Below are 20,391 nucleotides of genomic sequence, written 5' to 3'. Positions count from 1 at the left end.
CGCACTAGAGGCTGAACCGGTCGCCGAGGTAGACCCGGCGCACATCCTCGTGCGCCACGATCTCCGCCGGCTCTCCCTCCATTAGTACCACACCATCGTGCAAGATGTATGCCCGATCGACGAGGTCGAGCGTTTCACGCACGTTGTGGTCGGTGATGAGCACGCCGATGCCGCGGTCGCGCAGGTGGCTGACCAGCTCGCGGATGTCGTTCACCGCGATCGGGTCGATGCCGGCCAGCGGCTCGTCGAGCAGGATGAAGTGCGGTTGCGAGGCCAGCGCGCGGGCGATCTCGACGCGCCGCCGCTCGCCGCCCGACAGCGCCAGCGCCGGGGCGCGGCGCAGGTGGGTGATCGAGAACTCCGCCAGCAGCTCGTCCAGCATCTGCTCGCGGGTGTCGCGGTTGGGCTCGACCACCTCCAGCACGGAGCGGATGTTGTTCTCCACCGACATGCCGCGGAAGATCGACGCCTCCTGCGGCAGATAGCCGATGCCCAGCCGCGCCCGGCGGTACATGGGCAGCGACGTGATGTCCTGCCCGTCGAGCAGGATGGTGCCGGAGTCGGCGGCGATCAGCCCGGTGATCATGTAGAAGCAGGTCGTCTTGCCCGCCCCGTTGGGGCCGAGCAGGCCGACCGCCTCGCCGCGCTGGACCGTCACGGTCACGTCGCGGACCACCGGGCGCTTCTTGTAGGCCTTGCCCAGATGCAGGGCCACCAGCCCTTCGGTCGGGTGCACGTCGGTGGCGGGATGACCCGCCGGGTGGCCCGACGCGTTCGGGGCGGAAAGGGTCGGACCGCCGAGGTCCCGGTCTTCGATGTCCATGGCCATTGATTCGCTGCCGGGTCGGTCAGGGCTTCGCGGCGGGCGTACCGCCCGGTTGGGCGGCGGGCGTGCCACCCGATTGGGCGGTGGGCTTGCCACCGGGGGCGCCCGGCTCCTGGCCGGGGATCAGAAGGCCCATCACCCGCCCGCCGGTGGCGGGGCCGGCGATCACCCGGTTGACCTTGGTCTTCATGTTCATCTCGGCGGCGTCGCCATTGAGCTGGTTGTCGTTGCGGGTGATCTTGACGTTGCCCAGCAGCACCGCGGTCTCGTCGGCCACCGAATAGACCAGCTTGTCGGACAGCGCCACGTCGGTCGCGGTGGTCACCACCACGCTGCCGGCGCCGTCGATGCGCTCCATCTGGGTCGAGCCGTCCGGCATCTTCTTGAGCTGGCCGATCAGGATGTCGGCGCGCAGGCGGTCGCCGTTGGCGATGCGCACGGCGACGGCGTCGCCGCGGGCCACCGTCAGGTTCTTGGCCTCGTAATATTCCAGCGTGTCGCGCGCCGTCACGATGTCGGTGCGGGTGACCAGCTTGAGGTTGCGCCCGGTGACCACCGCCACCTGCTTGTCCACGTCGTAGACGCCGCGCTCGCCGAAGACCTCCTGGGTCGGGCTGACGATGCGGACGTTGCCTTCGGCGAGGAGCTGGAACACCTCGTTCCCCTTGCCGGGCACCTCGCGGTAATAGGCGGTCAGCACGTCGGCGTAGACGGTGCTGTCGGTGCGCTTGGCCGAGGCGTTGCCGCGCGCCACATAGGCGCGCACGTCCTGGTGCCATTCGATGGCCTGATCGGCGTTGACCTCGACCGGGTTGGGACCACCGCCGAGGCCGGGCAGCCCCTGGGCAGCGGCCGGGATCGACGCCCCCGACAGCAGGAGGAGCGCGGCCAGAAACGGGGCCGCAAGGGTGGCTGCACTCAACGCGTCTTTCCTCCCGGGCTTTCGGCGGCCTGGACGTCGGCCTTGGACTGGTTCAGGAACACCATCGTCTTGCCACGGTCGGACAGGCGGAAGCCCTCGGCGTTGATCACGCCCTGCGGGCCCTGCCCCACGACATGGACATCGCCCCAGGCGGTGCCTTTGCGGATGTCGGAGTCCGCTTCCTCGGTGGTGAATTCGTTGCCGTCGTCACGCATGACGCGGACATGGCCCCGCATCTTCAGGATGCCGGTAACCTGGTTGTACCAGCCCTTGTCGGAGCGGATGGTCACCCAGGTGCCGTCGGTCTGGGTCATCTCGGCCTCCGGCTGGTCGAGCAGCACGATGTCCGGCTGGTCGGCGATGCGGTCGGCCTTGACCGCCACCAGCGAGAAGGGCTGGTTGTCCTCGTCCACCGCGATGTAGCGCGGCTTGATCATCTCAAGCTGGCCCTGGTCGGCGGAGATGCGCAGGGTCGGCAGCTCGGTCAGCGAGGGCCAGACGGCGATCAGAGCCATCACCGCCAGCGCCAGCGCCGGAAGCGCGAACTTCATTCCGGCAACGAAACGGCTGTAAACCCGGCTGACCGGGCGAATCTCCCGGCGCCTATGGACGCGCTTGGCCGCCTCGCCGTCGTCGGGCGCCGCCGCTGACGTCGCCCCCGGCATGGCCATGAGCTGTGCGGCGAGGGAAGGCGCATCGGCGCGCCGCTCCTCCGTTTTCACCGTCCGATCCTTCAGGTCGCTGTCCATGGCGTCAACCGTCCTCCGGCTGCCCGTCACGCCACCCCGGCGCGCAGGCAATCGTGAATGTGCACAACACCGAGCGGCCGGTCCGCTTCCACCACGAACAGGCTGGTGATCTGCTTCTCGTTCATCTCCCGCAGCGCCTCCTCGACCAGCGCCTTGGGGCGGATCGTCTTGGGCCGCGGCGACATGATGCTGTCGGCGCGCTCCGCCCACAGCTCCGGCGTCAGGTGGCGGCGGAGGTCGCCGTCCGTGATCACGCCGGCCAGCGCGCCCGTGGCGTCCACCACGCCGACGCAGCCCAGCCGCTTGGCCGTCATCTCGAATATGACGGTGGAAAGCGGCGTATCCAAGGCGCACAGGGGCATATCGTCGCCCTTGTGCATCACGTCGGTCACCTTCAGAAGCGCCCGGCCGAGCTGGCCGCCGGGATGGAACTGCTTGAAATCCGCCGCCGTGAAGCCGCGCCGCTCCAGCAGCGCCACCGCCAGGGCGTCGCCCAGCGCCAGCATCATCGTGCTCGACGTGGTCGGGGCCAGCCCCAACGGGCAGGCCTCCGGCGCCGGCGGCAGCACCAGGGCGACGTCGGACTGCTCGGCCAGGGAGGAGCCGGCGCGCCGGGTGATGCCGATCAGGGGGATGTCAAAGCGGCGGGTGTAGGCGACGATGTCCGACAGCTCGTGCGTTTCGCCGGAATTGGACAGGGCAATGACCGCGTCCTGCCGGGCGATCATGCCGAGGTCGCCGTGGCTCGCCTCGCCCGGATGGACGAAGAAGGCCGGCGTGCCGGTGGACGCCAGAGTCGCGGCGATCTTGCGCGCCACATGGCCGGACTTGCCCATGCCGGAGACGACGACGCGCCCGGTTATCCCGGCCAGCCGGTCCAGCGCACGCACGAAGGCGCCGTCCAGCCCGTCCGCCAGCGCGGTCAGGGCGTCGGCCTCCATCCGCAGGACGCGCCGGGCGCTCGCGATGTCGCGGCCGGCCGCGGCGTCAGGCGGGCGGTCGGCCGGACAATCGATCAGGCTGGTTGCGGTCAGGCTCGTCAAGGCGGTGCTTGCCTCTTCTGGTTGGCCCATGGGGCCGGAAATGGGTACTCCGACTGGCAGCGCGCGTATCCGCGACAACGGGCCAGCCGCCGCGCGGGCAGTATGCCCACCCGCGCGCGTCCGGTCAAATCAACGTCCGGCGCCCGCGGCCTATTCCACCGGGCCGTTTTTCAGGACGATGACCATCAATGCGACAGAATGTCCGGCTGCTCCCAACCGCCGAGGTCCAGTTCCCCGCGGGCCGGCAGGAAGTCGAAGCAGGCCTTGGCGAGATGGGTCCGCCCCTCGCGCGCCAGCATCACGTCCAGCTTTTCCTTCAGGTCGTGCAGGTGCAGCACGTCGGAGGCGGCGTATTTCATCTGCTCCGGCGTCAGCTCCGCCGCCCCCCAGTCGGAGGATTGCTGCTGCTTGGACAACTCCACCCCCAGCAGGTCCTTCACCAGATCCTTCAGCCCGTGCTTGTCGGTGAAGGTGCGGACCAGCTTGGACGCCACCTTGGTGCAGTAGACCGGCTGGCAGGCGACGCCGAGATAGGCCCGCATCACCGCCACGTCGAAGCGGGCGAAATGGAACAGCTTGGTGACGTCGGGGTCGGCGAGCAGGCGCTTGAGGTTCGGCGCGTCGTATTCGCCCTTGCGGAACTGGACCAGATGCACCGTGCCGTCGCCGGGGGAGAGCTGGACCAGGCACAGCCGGTCGCGGTGGGGGTTCAGCCCCATGGTCTCGGTGTCGATGGCGACGGCGCCGCCGCGGGCGAGGGACTTCAGGTCGAGACCGTCCGGCAGGTCGCCGTCATGGAGGTCGATGGGCATTGGGTGGCTTCCCGCTCAGTAGGACGGCCCCCGGCCACGGACCCCAGAAACGACGAACGCCGCTCTGCCACCTTTCCGTCCCGCTTGGGGAGGTCCGTAGCATGCGGCGCAGCCGGGTAGATATGGTGCCCAGGAGAAGACTCGAACTTCCACGACATTTCTGCCACAGGTACCTGAAACCTGCGCGTCTACCAATTCCGCCACCTGGGCTCGGTGTGGGCCGCTTATGTAGCCGTCCGGCGGAGACCCGTCAACAGCTTTTTTCACTTTCGCGCCGAAAGCTCCGCCGGGCGTGGAAATGGGCCGCGGGCGGCGCGTCAGGCCCTAGCCTCTTCTGGGAGGTTTCTATATAAGCAACCCCCGATCCGGTCGCCCCGCCCCGCTGGCGGGCGGCCCGGAGGGAAGAATTTGCGGGCCCAACGGCACGGGAGAAGGTCGATGTCCTATCGCTCTGAAGTGGTCACGGTGTTCGGCGGTTCGGGATTCGTCGGCCGCCATCTCATTCGCCGCCTCGCCAAGACCGGCGCCATCGTGCGCGTGGTGTCGCGCCATCCGAACAAGGCCAACTACCTGAAGACCGCCGGCTCGGTCGGCCAGATCGTGCCGATGGCCGCCGACGTGAAGGACGACCAGTCCGTCGCGCGGGCCATCCAGGGTGCGGACACCGTCATCAACCTGATCGGCACGCTCTACGAGCGCGGGGCCTGGAATTTCCAGACCGTGCATGTCGACGCCCCGGCGCGCATCGCCCGCATCGCCAAGGCCAGCGGCGTGCGCCGTCTCGTCCATGTCTCGGCCATCGGCGCCGACGCCAAGTCGGCCTCGGCCTACGCCAAGTCCAAGGCGGCGGGCGAGCAGGCGGTGGCGCAGGCCTTCCCCGGCGCCACCATCATCCGCCCGAGCATCGTCTTCGGGCCGGAGGACGGCTTCTTCAACAAGTTCGCCGCCATGGCGCAGGTTTCTCCGGCGCTGCCGCTGATCGGCGGGGCGACGAAGTTCCAGCCGGTCTATGTGGGCGATCTGGCCGACGCCATCGCCGCCGCGGCGACGCTGGACTCGGCGGCCGGCCGGACCTTCGAGCTGGGCGGCCCGCGCGTCTACAGCTTCAAGGAGCTGATGCAGCTCATGCTGCGGGAAATCCGCCGCAAGCGCCTCCTGGTCCCGGTTCCCTGGAACATTGCGGAGACGCTGGGCGGCCTGCTGGAGAAGGTGCCGCCGATCGTCGCCCCGCCCCTGACCCGCGATCAGGTGGAGATGCTGCGGACCGACAACGTCGTCGCCGCCGGCGCGCCGGGCTTCAAGGAGCTTGGCATCACCCACCTGTCGAGCTGCGAGGTGGTCCTGCCGACCTACCTGTCGCGCTACATCGTCGGCGGCCGCTCCAACACGACGCCGCGCGACGCCGGGAACCATTCCGGCGCGCACTGATCGTCACGGCCCCGCGCCATCGACGCTAAAGCCCCGGCCCGCCGCCGGGGCTTTCGCCGTTTCGGGGGTTTGCCATCCCGTACGAAAGAGCCGCGCAAGGGTGCCCTGCGGCGCGCAGCCTTGATTCGCGCGCGCTTCTGCCGCATCTGGCCCCCTCATCGGGGCAGCGCAGGGGAGCGGAGAGTCATGCAGGCGGCAACGCGGGATTTCACCATACGGGAATTCGCCGAGCGCGCCCCGGCGGCCCGGCTGGCCTCGCTGGCGGCCTTCTTCCTCAACGGCTCGGTCTTCGGAGTCTGGGCCACCCAGATCCCGGCGATCAAGGATCACCTGGACCTCAGCCCCGGCGTGCTCGGCGTCGCCCTGCTCTGCCTCGCCGCCGGGGCGCTGACCGCGATGGTCGGCACCGGACCGCTGCTCGGCCGCGTCGGCAGCGCCCCGGTGATCCGGATCACCGCCCTGCTCTTCGCCCTGATCCTGCCGCTGCCGGTGCTGATGCCGGACCTGCTGTCGCTGTGCGTGGCGCTGTTCCTGTTCGGGGCGGCGGGCGGCACGATGGACGTCGCGATGAACGCCCACGGCGCCCTGGTCGAGCGCCATCTCGGGCGCCCCATCATGTCGTCGCTGCACGGCATGTGGAGCCTTGGCGGCCTGTTCGGCGCCGGGGTGGGCGGCCTGCTGCTTCAGGTCCTGCCGCCGCCGGTCCAGGCCTCCCTCCTTGCGGCGGCGCTGCTTCTCCTGTTCGTCGCGCTGCACCGCCGCCTCCTGCCCGGCAGTGCCGACCGGCGGGCGGAACCGTCGGGCCTCGCCCTGCCCGACCGCGGCACGCTGCTGCTGGGGGCCCTGACCTTCCTCGCCTTCATGAGCGAGGGCGCGATCCTGGACTGGAGCGCCGTCTACCTGCGCGAGGATTTGGGGGGTGCCGCATCCATCGCGGCGCTTGGTTTTGCGGTCTTTTCCGGGGCCATGGCGGTGGGCCGCTTCTGCGGCGACCGGCTGCGCCAGCGGTTCGGCGGGCCGTTGCTGGTCCGGGCGGGTGCGGTGCTGGCTTTCGCCGGGCTGGCGGTCGCGCTGACCGGCGGCGGGCCGGTGGTGGCGGTCGCCGGATTCGGGCTGACCGGGCTCGGCCTGTCGAACGTGGTGCCGGTGCTGTTCAGCGCCGCCGGCGCCAAGGCGGAGGGGGAAGCCGGCCAGGCCATCGCCGCGGTGGCGACCCTCGGCTACGCCGGGGTGCTGACCGGCCCGGCCCTGCTCGGCTTCGTGGCGGAGGCCAGCACGGTGGGCTTTTCCTTCGCCCTGGTCGCCGCGCTGGCCCTGGTCATCGCCGCGGCCTCCTCGCGCGCCGTCGCCCGGCAGGGCTGAGGCGCGCGGGAAACCGGCTTTCTAGAGATAGAGGAAGGCCAGCATCCCCGACCCTATGGCGATGCGGTACCAGGCGAAGGGCGCGAAGCCGTAGCGCCCGACGAAGTCGACCAGCACCTTGACCACCAGCGCCGCGGCGATGAAGGCGGTGACGAAGCCGACCCCGATCAGCAGCGCGGAATCGACGTTCATCAGGCTCCAGTTCTTGTAGAGATCGTACACCGTGGCGCCGGCCATGGTCGGGATCGCCAGGAAGAAGGAGAATTCCGCGGCGGTCCGCCGGTCCACCCCCATCAGCAGCGAGCCGAGGATCGTGGCGCCCGAGCGCGACACCCCCGGCACCAGGGCGAGGCACTGGCACAGGCCGATCTTCAGCGCGAGCGGCGCCGGGAAGCGTTCGATCTGGTGGTAGCGCGGGGCGGGTACCAGCCGCTCCGCCATCAGGATCGCCACGCCGCCCAGAATCAGCGCGACGCTGACCACCGTCGGGTTGAACAAGACCGCCTTGATGACGCCGTGCAGCGCCGCCCCCAGCACCATCGCCGGCAGGAAGGCCAGGATCACCGCCATGGCGAAGTGGCGGGCGCCCGGATCGTCCTTCAATCCGGTGACCACCTTCCACAGCCGGGCGAAATAGACCGTGCAGATCGCCAGGATCGCACCGAGCTGGATCACCACCTCGAACACCTTGCCCGGCGGGCCTTCGAAGCCCAGCAGGGTGTCGAAAATGATCAGGTGGCCGGTGGACGAGACCGGCAGGAATTCGGTCAGCCCTTCGATCAGGCCGAGCAGAGCGGCGTCCAGATATTGGTCGATCAACATGCGGCGCGGGGCCTCTGGCAGGATGGCGGTGGCAATGTCCGGCTTATAGCAGCGCAACATGGCGAAGGCGACGACCCATGGGGCGATACCCCGAATTGGGCGATAGTCCCGGATCGGACCTAATATTCTTTCTTGTTTTTCGGGCGCTCCGGCCGTTCCCGGAGGCTCCCGCGACATCGAGTCACGGTTTGGTCAGTCATGCTGTCCTAACGGCGAAAATATGCTCGCGCGGCGCCTTCTCTTGCGGTATATGACGTTCAGACCGCGTGACCGCGGGCTTTCGTTTTCACTGCGGCCACGCCCCTCGCCATGCCCCACCGGCACGAAAAGGGCCGCCCGGCCGCCGGCGCCGTCCCCATGCACGGGACACGGGAAGAAGGAGCAGGCGTTATGGCGAACCAGAGGATGTTGGGCTTCGTGCACACCGCGCAGCGGATGCCCGACAAACGCCCGGCCGCGGAGCGCCGCCAGGATTTCGCCGAGATCTACGCCCGTTTCAGCGACGAGCGCGCCAACGAGCAGGCCAACCGCTGCTCGCAGTGCGGCGTTCCCTTCTGCCAGGTGCACTGCCCGGTTTCCAACAACATCCCCGACTGGCTGAAGCTGACCTCCGAAGGCCGGCTGGAGGAGGCATACGAGGTCTCCCAGGCCACCAACAACTTCCCCGAGATCTGCGGCCGCATCTGCCCGCAGGACCGCCTGTGCGAGGGCAACTGCGTCATCGAGCAGTCCACCCACGGCGCCGTCACCATCGGGTCGGTGGAGAAGTACATCAACGACACCGCCTGGGATCAGGGCTGGGTGAAGCCGCGCACGCCGTCGCGTGAACTTGGCCTGTCGGTCGGCATCATCGGCGCCGGTCCGGCCGGCCTCGCCGCCGCCGAGGAGCTGCGCGCCAAGGGCTACGAGGTGCACGTCTACGACCGCTACGACCGCATGGGCGGCCTGCTGGTCTACGGCATCCCCGGCTTCAAGCTGGAGAAGTCGGTGGTCGAGCGCCGCGTGCAGCTGCTCGCCGACGCCGGGGTGATCTACCACCCGAACTTCGAGGTGGGCCGCGACGCCTCCCTGCCGGAGCTGCGCCGCAAGCACGTCGCCGTCCTGGTCGCCACCGGCGTCTACAAGGCGCGCGACATCAAGGCGCCGGGTTCGGGCCTGGGCAACATCGTGGCGGCGCTGGACTATCTGACGACCTCCAACAAGGTCAGCCTGGGCGACACGGTGGAGGCGTACGAGAACGGCTCCCTGAACGCCGCGGGCAAGCATGTGGTGGTTCTGGGCGGCGGCGACACCGCCATGGACTGCGTGCGCACGGCCATCCGCCAGGGCGCCACGTCGGTCAAGTGTCTGTACCGCCGCGACCGCAAGAACATGCCGGGCTCGCAGCGCGAGGTCGCCCACGCCGAGGAAGAGGGCGTGGAGTTCATCTGGCAGGCCGCCCCGGAAGGCTTCACCGGCGACAGCGTGGTGACCGGCGTGCGCGCCGTGCGCATCCATCTGGGCGTCGCCGACGCCACGGGCCGCCAGACCCCGCAGGTGATCGAGGGATCGGAGTTCACCGTCCAGGCCGATCTGGTCATCAAGGCGCTCGGCTTCGAGCCCGAGGACCTGCCGAACGCCTTCGACGAACCGGACCTGAAGGTGACCCGCTGGGGCACGCTGCTGGTCGATCATCGCACCAAGATGACCAACATGGACGGCGTGTTCGCCGCCGGCGACATCGTGCGCGGCGCCTCGCTGGTGGTGTGGGCCATCCGCGACGGCCGCGACGCGGCGGAGGGCATCCACGCCTACGCCAAGGCGAAGGCCGAGGCGCCGGTCGCCGTGGCGGCCGAATAACGGCCGGGCCAAGCCGACCAATTCACAATTCCGCGGGTTCCAGGGGTCCATTTCGGCCCCTGGCGGGGGTAAAGGGGCGAAGTCCCCCTTTCGAACAGACTGCCCCCGTCAAAACAGACTGACTGAAAGGGTCCACCGATGACCACCGAGTTGAACCAGGGTGAGCAGTTCGTCGCCGACTTCCGCGCCAACGCCGCGGCGCTGACCACTGCCAACGCCTACAACCCGGAGGATGAGCACGACGCCTGCGGCGTCGGCTTCATCGCCGCGATCGACGGCAAGCCCCGCCGCTCGGTGGTCGAGAAAGGCATCGAGGCGCTGAAGGCCGTCTGGCACCGCGGCGCCGTGGACGCCGACGGCAAGACGGGCGACGGTGCCGGCATCCACGTCGCCGTGCCGCAGAAATTCTTCAAGGACCATGTGAAGGTCATCGGCCACCGCGCGCCGGACAACAAGCTGGCCGTCGGCCAAGTCTTCCTGCCGCGCATCAGCCTGGACGCGCAGGAAGCCTGCCGCTGCATCGTCGAGACCGAGATCCTCGCCTTCGGCTACTACATCTACGGCTGGCGCCAGGTGCCGATCAACGTCGACATCATCGGCGAGAAGGCCAACGCGACCCGTCCGGAGATCGAGCAGATCATCGTCGGCAACAACAAGGGCGTGTCCGACGAGCAGTTCGAGCTCGACCTCTACATCATCCGCCGCCGCATCGAGAAGGCGGTGAAGGGTGAGCAGATCAACGACTTCTACATCTGCTCGCTGTCCGCCCGCTCGATCATCTACAAGGGCATGTTCCTGGCGGAGCAGCTGACCACCTTCTACCCAGACCTGCTGGACGAGCGGTTCGAGTCCGACTTCGCCATCTACCACCAGCGCTACTCGACCAACACCTTCCCGACCTGGCCGCTGGCCCAGCCCTTCCGCATGCTCGCCCACAACGGCGAGATCAACACGGTCAAGGGCAACGTCAACTGGATGAAGGCGCACGAGACCCGGATGGAGCATCCGGCCTTCGGCACCCACATGCAGGACCTGAAGCCGGTGATCGGCGTCGGCCTGTCGGACTCCGGCTCGCTCGACACCGTGTTCGAGGTGATGGTCCGCGCCGGCCGCACGGCCCCGATGGTCAAGATGATGCTGGTGCCGCAGGCGCTGACCAGCTCGCAGACCACGCCGGACAACCACAAGGCGCTGATCCAGTACTGCAACTCCGTCATGGAGCCGTGGGACGGCCCGGCCGCGCTGGCCATGACCGACGGCCGCTGGGTCGTCGGCGGCATGGACCGCAACGGCCTGCGCCCGATGCGCTACACCATCACCACCGACGGCCTGATCATCGGCGGGTCCGAGACGGGCATGGTGAAGATCGACGAGACCCAGGTCATCGAGAAGGGCCGCCTCGGCCCGGGCGAGATGATCGCCGTCGACCTCCAGTCCGGCAAGCTCTACCGCGACCGCGAGCTGAAGGACCATCTCGCCACGCTGAAGCCGTGGGACAAGTGGGTGCAGAACACCACCCACCTGGACGAGCTGGTCAAGACCGCCTCGCTGAAGGGCGAGCCGTCGGACATGGACAAGGCCGAGCTGCGCCGCCGCCAGCAGGCCTTCGGCCTGACCATGGAAGACATGGAGCTGATCCTGCACCCGATGGTGGAGGACGGGAAGGAGGCCATCGGCTCGATGGGCGACGACAGCCCCATCGCCGTGCTGTCCGACAAGTACCGCGGCCTGCACCACTTCTTCCGCCAGAACTTCTCCCAGGTCACCAACCCGCCCATCGACAGCTTGCGTGAGCGCCGGGTGATGAGCCTGAAGACGCGGCTCGGCAACCTCGGCAACATCCTGGACGAGGACGAGACGCAGACCCGCCTGCTGCAGCTCGAATCCCCGGTCCTGACGACCGCCGAGTTCCGCGCCATGCGCGACTACATGGGCGACACGGCGGCCGAGATCGACGCCACCTTCCCGGTGGACGGCGGCCCCGAGGCCCTGCGCGACGCGCTGCGCCGCATCCGCCAGGAGGCGGAGGACGCGGTTCGCGGCGGCGCCACCCACGTCATCCTGACCGACGAGGCGATGGGCCCGGCGCGCGCCGCCATCCCGGCGATCCTCGCCACGGGTGCCGTGCACACGCACCTGATCCGCTCCAACCTGCGCACCTTCACCTCGCTGAACGTGCGCACGGCGGAGGGGCTGGACACCCACTACTTCGCCGTTCTGATCGGCGTCGGCGCCACCACGGTCAACGCCTACCTCGCCCAGGAGGCCATCGCCGAGCGCCACCGCCGCGGCCTGTTCGGCTCCATGCCGCTGGAAAAGGGCATGGCCAACTACAAGAAGGCCATCGACGACGGCCTGCTGAAGATCATGTCCAAGATGGGCATCTCGGTCATCAGCAGCTACCGCGGCGGCGGCAACTTCGAGGCCATCGGCCTGTCGCGCGCGCTCGTCGCCGAGCATTTCCCGGCGATGGTCAGCCGCATCTCCGGCATCGGCCTGAACGGCATCCAGAAGAAGGTGCTGGAGCAGCACGCCACCGCCTACAACGAGGAGGTCGTGGCCCTGCCGGTCGGCGGCTTCTACCGCTTCCGCAAGTCGGGCGACCGCCACGGCTGGGAAGGCGGCGTGATCCACACGCTGCAGCAGGCGGTGACCAACGACAGCTACACCACCTTCAAGAAGTACAGCGAGCAGGTGAACAAGCGCCCGCCGATGCAGCTCCGCGACCTGCTGGAGCTGCGCTCCACCAAGGCCCCGGTGCCGGTGGACGAGGTGGAGAGCATCACCGCGATCCGCAAGCGCTTCATCACGCCGGGCATGTCCATGGGCGCCCTGTCGCCCGAGGCCCACGGGACGCTGAACGTCGCCATGAACCGCATCGGCGCCAAGTCCGACAGCGGCGAGGGCGGCGAGGACCCGGCGCGCTTCCGCCCGGACAAGAACGGCGACAACTGGAACAGCGCCATCAAGCAGGTGGCCTCGGGCCGCTTCGGCGTCACCGCCGAGTACCTGAACCAGTGCCGCGAGCTGGAGATCAAGGTCGCCCAGGGCGCCAAGCCCGGCGAGGGCGGCCAGCTCCCCGGCTTCAAGGTGACCGAGATGATCGCGCGGCTGCGTCACTCGACGCCGGGCGTGATGCTCATCAGCCCGCCGCCGCACCACGACATCTACTCGATCGAGGATCTCGCCCAGCTCATCTATGACCTGAAGCAGATCAATCCGGATGCGAAAGTGACGGTGAAGCTGGTCAGCCGTTCCGGCATCGGAACGATTGCCGCGGGCGTCGCCAAGGCCAACGCCGACATCATCCTGATCTCCGGCAACAGCGGCGGCACCGGCGCCAGCCCGCAGACCTCAATCAAGTTCGCCGGCCTGCCCTGGGAGATGGGCCTGTCGGAGGTGCATCAGGTCCTGACGCTGAACCGCCTGCGCCACCGCGTGCGGCTGCGCACCGACGGCGGCCTGAAGACCGGGCGCGACATCGTGATCGCCGCCATGCTGGGCGCGGAGGAGTTCGGCATCGGCACGGCCAGCCTGATCGCCATGGGCTGCATCATGGTCCGCCAGTGCCACAGCAACACCTGCCCGGTCGGCGTCTGCGTGCAGGACGACAAGCTGCGCCAGAAGTTCGTCGGCACGCCGGAGAAGGTCGTCAACCTCTTCACCTTCCTCGCCGAGGAAGTGCGTGAGATCCTGGCCGGCCTGGGCTTCCGCTCGCTGAACGAGGTGATCGGCCGCACCGACCTGCTCCATCAGGTCAGCCGCGGCGCCGAGCATCTCGACGACCTCGACCTGAACCCGCTGCTGGCCCAGGTCGATCCCGGCGAGAACGCCCGCTACTGCACGCTGCAGGGCCGCAACGAGGTGCCGGACACGCTGGACGCCCGCATCGTCGCCGACGCCCGCCCGCTGTTCGAGGAGGGCGAGAAGATGCAGCTCGCCTACAACGCCCGCAACACGCAGCGCGCCATCGGCACGCGGCTGTCCTCGATGGTGACCCGCAAGTTCGGGATGTTCGGGCTGCAGCCCGGCCACATCACCATCCGCCTGCGCGGCACCGCCGGCCAGTCGCTCGGCGCCTTCGCGGTGCAGGGCATCAAGCTGGAGGTGATGGGCGACGCCAACGACTATGTCGGCAAGGGCCTGTCGGGCGGCACCATCGTCGTCCGTCCGACGACCTCCAGCCCGCTGGAGACCAACAAGAACACGATCATCGGCAACACGGTCCTCTACGGCGCGACGGCGGGCAAGCTGTTCGCCGCGGGCCAGGCCGGCGAGCGGTTCGCCGTCCGCAACTCCGGCGCCACCGTGGTGGTCGAGGGCTGCGGCTCCAACGGCTGCGAATACATGACGGGCGGCACGGCGGTCATCCTCGGCCGCGTCGGCGACAACTTCGCCGCCGGCATGACGGGCGGCATGGCCTATGTCTACGACCTGGACGACAGCCTGCCGCTCTACATCAACGACGAGAGCGTGGTCTTCCAGCGCATCGAGGTCGGCCATTACGAGAGCCAGCTCAAGCACCTGATCGAGGAGCATGTGACGGAGACGCAGAGCCGCTTCGCCGCCGAGATCCTCAACGATTGGGCGCGTGAGGTGACCAAGTTCTGGCAGGTGGTTCCGAAGGAAATGCTCAACCGCCTGGAAGTCCCGGTCCATCTGCCGAAGGCCATCTCGGCGGAGTAAGACCCAAGCACTAAGTCTCAGGTCGATTGTGCATACGCGAACGGCGGTCCGGGGCAACCGGGCCGCCGTTTTTCACGCGGGCCGTCGCACGGGCGTCCTTTTCAGGGCGCCGGTTCTTGGAATAATCTGGTGCGGCGCGGGTTGTTAGGACCGCCTGGGGGCATCCGCAACCACACGGGAGGGCGTCATGCCGGCAGAGGACGGCTTGCGCATCGACATTCGCTTCGCCACGGCGGCCGACGGGCCGCGCTGCGCCGACATCTTCCTGCATGGGCGCCGTGCCGCCTTCTCCTGGCAACCCGAGGACCGCTTCGGCCTGGACGACTATTACGACTGCGTGGACGGGGAAGAGGTGTTGGTGGCCGAAGCCGGCGGCGGCGTGGTCGGCTTCATCTCCGTCGATGTGGCGGACCGCTTCATCCACAACCTGTTCATCACCCCGCTGTGGCGCGGGCGGGGCATCGGCAGCGCGCTGCTGCGCGAGGCTCTGACCCTGCTGCGCGGATCCGCCGAACTGGCCTGCGCCTCGCGCAACGCGGCGGCCCGCGCCTTCTACGAGCACAACGGCTGGACCCCGGTTCCCGCCGCCGAAACCGGAGGGGATGCGGAACCCCTGGTGGTCTACCGCAAATCCGCCCTTTGACACCCTCTCGGCACGGTTGATCCATAAGCCGAAGGAGCGGCGTCACAGGCCAAAGCGCAGACTGTTTTCCACGCTTCCCATACGCTACAGTCCGGCCCGGCATGCGGACACTCCATCACCACCCCCTCCATCCCTTGTCCCGCGTCGCGCGGGTGATGCTGGCCGAGAAGGGTCTTCCCTTCGACTCGGTCATCGAGAAGCCGTGGGAACGGCGCGAGGATTTCCTGATGCTGAACCCCGCCGGCGAGCCGCCGGTGCTGGTGGAGGAGGACGGAACCGTCGTGGCCGGCGGGCTGCCCGTGCTGGAGTATCTGGAGGAGGCCTATCCCGACGTGGCCCTGATGCCGCGGGAGGTGGCGGCCCGCGCCGAGGTGCGCCGGATCGTCGACTGGTTCACCCGGACCTTCGACCGCGAGGTGACCGAGAATCTGGTCGGCGAGAAGCTGATCAAGCGGCTGTCCGGCCAGGGCCACCCCTACGCCCCGGCGATCCGCGCCGGTCTGGCGAACATCCAGTACCACATGGAATACATCGCCTTCCTGTCGGAACGCCGCCCCTGGCTGGCCGGCTCCAGCTTCACGGTGGCCGACATCGCGGCGGCGGCGGCGCTGTCCTGCGTCGATTACGTGGACAACGTGCCGTGGGACAAGGTGCCGGAGGCCAAGGACTGGTACGCCCGCATCAAGTCGCGCCCCAGCTTCCGCGGCCTGCTGGCCGACAGCGTCCCCGGCTGCCCGCCGCCCCGCCATTACGCCGACCTGGATTTCTGACCCGATCTGGACTTCTGAGCCGATCTGTCCGGCCGGGATAGGCCCCGCCGGAAGGTGGAACCCCATCCGTACCGGTCTGTTTCGCTTTGGTTGCAGAACGGCAGAGGAGGATGGGGGCATGGCCCAACACGACTACGTGCGTCACACGCTCGATTGCCTGGAGGAGGCGCAAGCGGCCCTGCGGCTTGCCCAACGCAAGGGCCAGATCGCGCCGGAGGACGAGGACCAGCTGTCCCGCCGCCTCGAAGGAATCACCGAACGCATCGCCCAGGTTCAGGAGATGCATTGAGCCGGGCCCGGCGTAGCCTGCGGCGACTCCGTCGCCTCAGGCTACGCCCGCCATGCGCAGCGCCACGCCGGCCAGCGCGCAGGCGCCCAGGGTGGGCAGCATCCCCGCCTTGAAGCGGAACACCGCCAGCACCGCCGCCACGGTCAGCGCCAGCGCCGGCAGGTTGACGCTGGCGAGAACGGGCAGGTCAAGCCCCATGCCGGCGACGGACACCGGCTCCAGCCGGGCGAACAGCGTGTGCAGGGCGAACCACAGCGCCAGATTCAGGATCACCCCGACCACCGCCGCGGTGATCGCCGACAGGGCGGCGCCGAGCATCCGGTTGCCGCGAAGCGCCTCCACATAGGGCGCGCCGAGGAAGATCCACAGGAAGCAGGGCACGAAGGTGACCCAGGTCGTCAGCAGCCCGCCCAGCACCCCGGCCAGCAGCGGCGGCAGCGCCCCCGGATCGCGCAGTGCGCCGAGGAAGCCGACGAACTGCACCACCATGATCAGCGGTCCCGGCGTCGTCTCCGCCATGCCCAGCCCGTCCAGCATCTCGCCGGGACGGAGCCAGCCGTAGGTCTCCACCGCCTGCTGCGCCACATAGGCGAGCACGGCGTAGGCGCCGCCGAACGTCACCACCGCCATCTTGGAGAAGAAGACGGCGATGCCGGTGAACGTGTTGTCCGGCCCCAGCGTCAGCAGCAGCGCCAGCACCGGCCCCAGCCACAGGCCGAGGCACACCGCCCCGACCCGCAGCGACCAGGCGGTGGAGGGGCGCGCGTGGTCCGGCGTCCCCTCGCCCAGCAGACTGCTCCCGTGCGTGGACGCAGCCGCCCCGTGCGGCATCGGCCGGAAGGCGGAGACGCCCAGCCGCGCCCCACCCAGCCCGATCAGGGCGGCGGTCAGGATGATCAGCGGGAACGGGACATTGAAGGCGAAGATCGCCAGGAAGGCCGCCGCCGACAGGGCGACCATCGCCCCGTTCCTCAGCGTGCGCCGCCCGACGCGGACCACCGCTTCCAGCACCACCGCGAGGACCGCCGCCTTCAGCCCGAAGAACAGCCCCTGCACCGCCCCGGTGTGCCCCAGCGTCGCGTAGAGCAGGCTGAGCGCCATGATGGCCAGCGCGCCGGGCAGGACGAACAGGACGCCGGCGATCAGCCCGCCCACCGTCCGGTGCATCAGCCAGCCGATGTAGACGGCCAGCTGCTGCGCCTCCGGCCCCGGCAGCAGCATGCAGTAGTTCAGGGCGTGGAGGAACCGCTCCTCCCCGATCCACTTCTTCTCGTCCACCACGATGCGGTGCATCATGGCGATCTGGCCGGCCGGCCCGCCGAAGCTCAGCGCCGCGACCCGCGCCCAGACGCGCACCGCCTCCCACAGGCCCACCCCATGGCCGGCGGCATCCACACCGGGTGCATTGGCGCTGTCCGCCTGGATCATGCGTCGTCTCCGGAGCACGCGAAGGGGCGCCATTCAGACCACAAGGGACGGTCTGCCGCCAGCGCGGATATGTGAAGGAATTCTTGCGCCGGTCAGGAGGGCGCCGCCGCCGGCAGCACCAGCTCCACCCGCAGGCCGCCAAGCGGCGAATCGCCCAGCCGCAGGTCGCCACCGTAGAGCCGCGCCACGTCGCGCACGACGGCGAGGCCGAGGCCGCTGCCCGGCGTGCTTTCGTCCAACCGCACGCCGGGGGCCAGCACGGCGTCCCGCCGGTCGGCGGGCAGGCCCGGCCCGTCGTCCTCGATCACCACGGCCAGCATCCCGCCCGCCTCCAGCCGCGACGCGACCTCCACCCGCGACCCCGCCCACTTCATGGCGTTGTCCAGCAGGTTGCCCAGCATCTCGTCGAGATCCGCGCGCTCCCCGGCGAAGACATGCTCGCGCGGGACGCGAACGGCGACCGTCACCCGTCCTCCGCCCTGAAGCTTCTCCAAGACCCGCGCCAGCGCCCCGGCGCTGTCGGCCACCGGGGTGGCGACGCCGGGCAGTCCGCGGGCGGCGGCGGCGCGGGCGCGGGCCATGTGATGGTCGATGTGGCGGCGCATCTCCGCCACCCGCCGGGCGGCCGCCTCCCCCTCCGCCTCGTTCGCCAGGACGGCAAGGTTGGTCTTCAGCGCGTGGGCGAGGTTCCCGGCCTGGAGCCGCGCCCGGACCACCACCTCCTCCGAATGGTCCAGCAGGGCGTTCAGGTCGTCGAGCAGCGGCTGCACCTCGCGCGGGGAGTCGCCGCCGAAGCGCTTCCTGCGTCCGGCCCGCACCGCGGCCAGCTCGGCGCGCAGCCGCACCAGCGGGCGCAGCCCCACCGACACCTGGACCACCGCCGCGGCGATCAGCGCCAGCGCCAGCGCGCCCAGCGACAGCCAGAGCACCCGGTTGAAGTCGGCCACCACCGCCCGCAGTTCCGCCTCGTCCTGCGCCACCGCCATGCGCAGGGGCGCCGTTCCGTTGGGGAGGGTCACGGCACGCTCCAGCACCGACAGCTGGCGCCCGGCCGGGCCGACGACGCTGTGGCGGTGTATGTCGCCGTCGGCGACCTCGTCCGGCGGCAGGGCCAGCGCCTCGTCCCACAGGGAGCGGGAGCGCAGGGCGGGCGCGTCCCCCGGCCCGACCTGCCAGTAGAGCCCCGACAGCGGCCGGCGGAAGCGCGGGTCGCTGAGCGGCTGGCGCAGCACCGGCGCGCCGTCCGCCCCCAGCTCGGTCAGCGCGGCGAGCTGGTCCAGATGGTTGGTCAGCTCCGCCTCGAAGCGGCGGGCCACATGGTCGCGGAACAGGCCGGACAGCACCAGCCCGGCCAGCGCCAGGGCCAGCGCAATCCACACCGCCGCCCCGGCCAGCAGGCGGAAGCGCAGCGACCCGGTCAGCCGCCGCCCGCCCCCGCTCACGGCGCCTCCAGCTTGTAGCCGAGCCCGCGCACGGTCTTGATCAGGTCGGCGCCCAGCTTGCGGCGCAGGCGGCCGACGAAGACCTCGATGGTGTTGGAATCGCGGTCGAAATCCTGGGCGTAGATATGCTCGGTCAGCTCCGTGCGGGAGACCAGCTGCCCCTTGCGGTGCATCAGGTAATCGAGCACGCGGAACTCGTGCCCGGTCAGGTCGACCGGCCGCCCGTCCAGCGTGACCCGGCCCGAGCGGGTGTCCAGCACCACCCCGCCGCAGGCGATCTCCGCCGAGGCGTGGCCCTTGGAACGGCGGATCAGCGCGCGGATGCGGGCGAGAAGCTCCTCCATGCTGAAGGGCTTCGCCAGATAGTCGTCGGCCCCGGCGTCGATGCCCTGGACCTTTTCCGTCCAGGCGCCGCGGGCGGTCAGGATGATCACCGGTGCCGTGATCCCGCCCGTGCGCCAGGAGCGCAGCACGGTCAGCCCGTCGACCCGCGGCAGGCCGAGGTCGAGGACGATGGCGTCGTAGGGCTCGGTTTCGCCCAGGAACTGCCCCTCCTCGCCGTCGGCGGCGCGGTCCACGGCGTAGCCCTCGCCCTCCAGCCGTTCGGCGAGCTGGCGGGCGAGCGCAGGATCATCCTCGACGACGAGCAGGCGCATGGCGCTCACCTCTTTCCATGATGGCCGCCTTCGCCTTTCCCGTTGCGCCCGCGCACCCGCAGCAGGTCGCCGGTCGCGGCGTCGTATTTCAGCTTCAGGACGCGGCCTTCGGCGGTGATGGTCTTGATCTCGTAGACGATCTGCCCGTCCTCATCCTCGAACTCGACGTCCAGGATGTCACCGGGAAAATCGGCCTGCGCGCGGGCCAGGATGGCCTCCAGCGGCATCGCCCGGCCCGAGCGGAACGCCTCCCGCGCCCGCTCGTGGTCGCGGTCGTCGTCGGCGTGTGCCGGCGAAGCGGCGGCGGCGAGAAGGGCCAGGAACAGCAGGACGGCGCGGGCGGCGTTCATGGTCGGAACCGGCGGTCGAAGGGACGCTCCCAGTTAGCACAAAGACGGCTGAACGGCACCTGAATGGGCCGCTCAGGCTCCGTTCAGCGTGGGCGGCGCAGTCTCCGCGGCAACGAACCGATGCCCCCTGAGACCACCGCTTTGGAGACCGCCGATGATCCGCAGGATGCTGACCCACACCGCCGCCGCGACGCTCGTCATCGCCGCGGCAGCCTTCGCCTTCCAGGCTTTGTCCGAAGGGGGCGGCATGACCCGCACCGCCTGGACGCTGGGCGCCGCCATCGCGGGAGGCGGTCATGGGATCGACTGAGCCCCGCCCCCGTC

At 69.5% G+C, this 20,391-nt stretch carries 18 protein-coding genes and 1 tRNA gene; 8 read left to right on the top strand and 11 right to left on the bottom strand.

Annotated elements, in window-relative coordinates; translation table 11 throughout:
* Positions 1–4: 4 nt before the first annotated feature.
* The 6 genes from lptB to GBZ26_RS07980 all read right to left on the bottom strand — a co-directional run bounded on the left by lptB (position 5) and on the right by GBZ26_RS07980 (position 4,562).
* Positions 5–829: an LPS export ABC transporter ATP-binding protein gene (lptB, locus tag GBZ26_RS08005; RefSeq protein WP_174438386.1), complete on the bottom strand. Its 825-nt coding sequence runs from the start codon at positions 827–829 to the stop codon at positions 5–7.
* A gap of 19 nt (positions 830–848) precedes the next feature.
* On the bottom strand, positions 849–1,748 hold the full coding sequence (locus GBZ26_RS08000) for an LptA/OstA family protein (protein WP_174438385.1): 900 nt from the start codon (positions 1,746–1,748) through the stop codon (positions 849–851).
* Complete coding sequence (gene lptC / locus GBZ26_RS07995; protein ID WP_174438384.1) at positions 1,745–2,497, bottom strand: LPS export ABC transporter periplasmic protein LptC; 753 nt, start codon at positions 2,495–2,497, stop codon at positions 1,745–1,747. Before lptC ends, GBZ26_RS08000 begins: the two co-directional genes overlap by 4 nt.
* A gap of 26 nt (positions 2,498–2,523) precedes the next feature.
* Positions 2,524–3,540 (bottom strand): KpsF/GutQ family sugar-phosphate isomerase, encoded by a 1,017-nt coding sequence (locus GBZ26_RS07990; RefSeq protein ID WP_174438383.1) that lies wholly within the window; start codon positions 3,538–3,540, stop codon positions 2,524–2,526.
* Between the two features lie 185 nt (positions 3,541–3,725).
* Entirely contained in the window at positions 3,726–4,352 is a 627-nt protein-coding gene (locus tag GBZ26_RS07985) for a ribonuclease D (RefSeq protein ID WP_174438382.1), read from the bottom strand.
* Between the two features lie 123 nt (positions 4,353–4,475).
* A tRNA-Leu gene (locus GBZ26_RS07980) sits at positions 4,476–4,562 on the bottom strand.
* A gap of 228 nt (positions 4,563–4,790) precedes the next feature.
* On the opposite strand from GBZ26_RS07980, the gene GBZ26_RS07975 reads away from it, so the two are divergent.
* Positions 4,791–5,780, top strand: coding sequence for a complex I NDUFA9 subunit family protein (locus GBZ26_RS07975; protein ID WP_174438381.1), 990 nt, complete (start codon positions 4,791–4,793; stop codon positions 5,778–5,780).
* Between the two features lie 186 nt (positions 5,781–5,966).
* Positions 5,967–7,142: an MFS transporter gene (locus GBZ26_RS07970; RefSeq protein ID WP_174438380.1), complete on the top strand. Its 1,176-nt coding sequence runs from the start codon at positions 5,967–5,969 to the stop codon at positions 7,140–7,142.
* A 21-nt stretch (positions 7,143–7,163) separates the two neighbouring features.
* Here the strand turns inward: GBZ26_RS07970 and GBZ26_RS07965 are convergent, their stop codons facing one another.
* A complete protein-coding gene (locus tag GBZ26_RS07965; RefSeq protein WP_174438379.1) occupies positions 7,164–7,964 on the bottom strand; it encodes an undecaprenyl-diphosphate phosphatase in 801 nt (266 codons plus the stop codon).
* A 390-nt stretch (positions 7,965–8,354) separates the two neighbouring features.
* On the opposite strand from GBZ26_RS07965, the gene GBZ26_RS07960 reads away from it, so the two are divergent.
* The 5 genes from GBZ26_RS07960 (at position 8,355) to GBZ26_RS07940 (ending at position 16,191) form a co-directional block, all read left to right on the top strand.
* Positions 8,355–9,803 (top strand): NAD(P)-dependent oxidoreductase, encoded by a 1,449-nt coding sequence (locus GBZ26_RS07960; RefSeq protein ID WP_174438378.1) that lies wholly within the window; start codon positions 8,355–8,357, stop codon positions 9,801–9,803.
* Between the two features lie 138 nt (positions 9,804–9,941).
* Positions 9,942–14,489: a glutamate synthase large subunit gene (gltB, locus tag GBZ26_RS07955; RefSeq protein WP_174438377.1), complete on the top strand. Its 4,548-nt coding sequence runs from the start codon at positions 9,942–9,944 to the stop codon at positions 14,487–14,489.
* A 187-nt stretch (positions 14,490–14,676) separates the two neighbouring features.
* On the top strand, positions 14,677–15,132 hold the full coding sequence (locus tag GBZ26_RS07950; RefSeq protein WP_174438376.1) for a GNAT family N-acetyltransferase: 456 nt from the start codon (positions 14,677–14,679) through the stop codon (positions 15,130–15,132).
* A gap of 101 nt (positions 15,133–15,233) precedes the next feature.
* Positions 15,234–15,902 (top strand): glutathione S-transferase family protein, encoded by a 669-nt coding sequence (locus GBZ26_RS07945; RefSeq protein ID WP_174438375.1) that lies wholly within the window; start codon positions 15,234–15,236, stop codon positions 15,900–15,902.
* Positions 15,903–16,020: 118 nt separating this feature from the next.
* Positions 16,021–16,191: a hypothetical protein gene (locus tag GBZ26_RS07940; protein WP_014198041.1), complete on the top strand. Its 171-nt coding sequence runs from the start codon at positions 16,021–16,023 to the stop codon at positions 16,189–16,191.
* A gap of 36 nt (positions 16,192–16,227) precedes the next feature.
* Here the strand turns inward: GBZ26_RS07940 and chrA are convergent, their stop codons facing one another.
* From chrA to GBZ26_RS07920, 4 genes are all read right to left on the bottom strand, one after another.
* Positions 16,228–17,619, bottom strand: coding sequence for a chromate efflux transporter (gene chrA / locus GBZ26_RS07935; RefSeq protein ID WP_174438374.1), 1,392 nt, complete (start codon positions 17,617–17,619; stop codon positions 16,228–16,230).
* 92 nt (positions 17,620–17,711) lie between these two features.
* Entirely contained in the window at positions 17,712–19,061 is a 1,350-nt protein-coding gene (locus GBZ26_RS07930; RefSeq protein ID WP_174438373.1) for an ATP-binding protein, read from the bottom strand.
* Entirely contained in the window at positions 19,058–19,717 is a 660-nt protein-coding gene (locus GBZ26_RS07925) for a response regulator (protein WP_145627953.1), read from the bottom strand. The genes GBZ26_RS07930 and GBZ26_RS07925 overlap by 4 nt, the downstream gene beginning before the upstream one ends.
* Before the next feature lie 5 nt (positions 19,718–19,722).
* Positions 19,723–20,067, bottom strand: a complete 345-nt coding sequence (locus GBZ26_RS07920; RefSeq protein WP_174438372.1) for a PepSY domain-containing protein — start codon at positions 20,065–20,067, stop codon at positions 19,723–19,725.
* 154 nt (positions 20,068–20,221) lie between these two features.
* On the opposite strand from GBZ26_RS07920, the gene GBZ26_RS07915 reads away from it, so the two are divergent.
* Positions 20,222–20,377, top strand: a complete 156-nt coding sequence (locus tag GBZ26_RS07915; protein WP_174438371.1) for a hypothetical protein — start codon at positions 20,222–20,224, stop codon at positions 20,375–20,377.
* The last annotated feature ends 14 nt before the right edge of the window (positions 20,378–20,391 follow it).

The organism is Azospirillum formosense (assembly GCF_013340925.1).
GTDB lineage: Bacteria > Pseudomonadota > Alphaproteobacteria > Azospirillales > Azospirillaceae > Azospirillum > Azospirillum formosense.
This window is presented reverse-complemented; position numbering and strand designations above follow the sequence as displayed.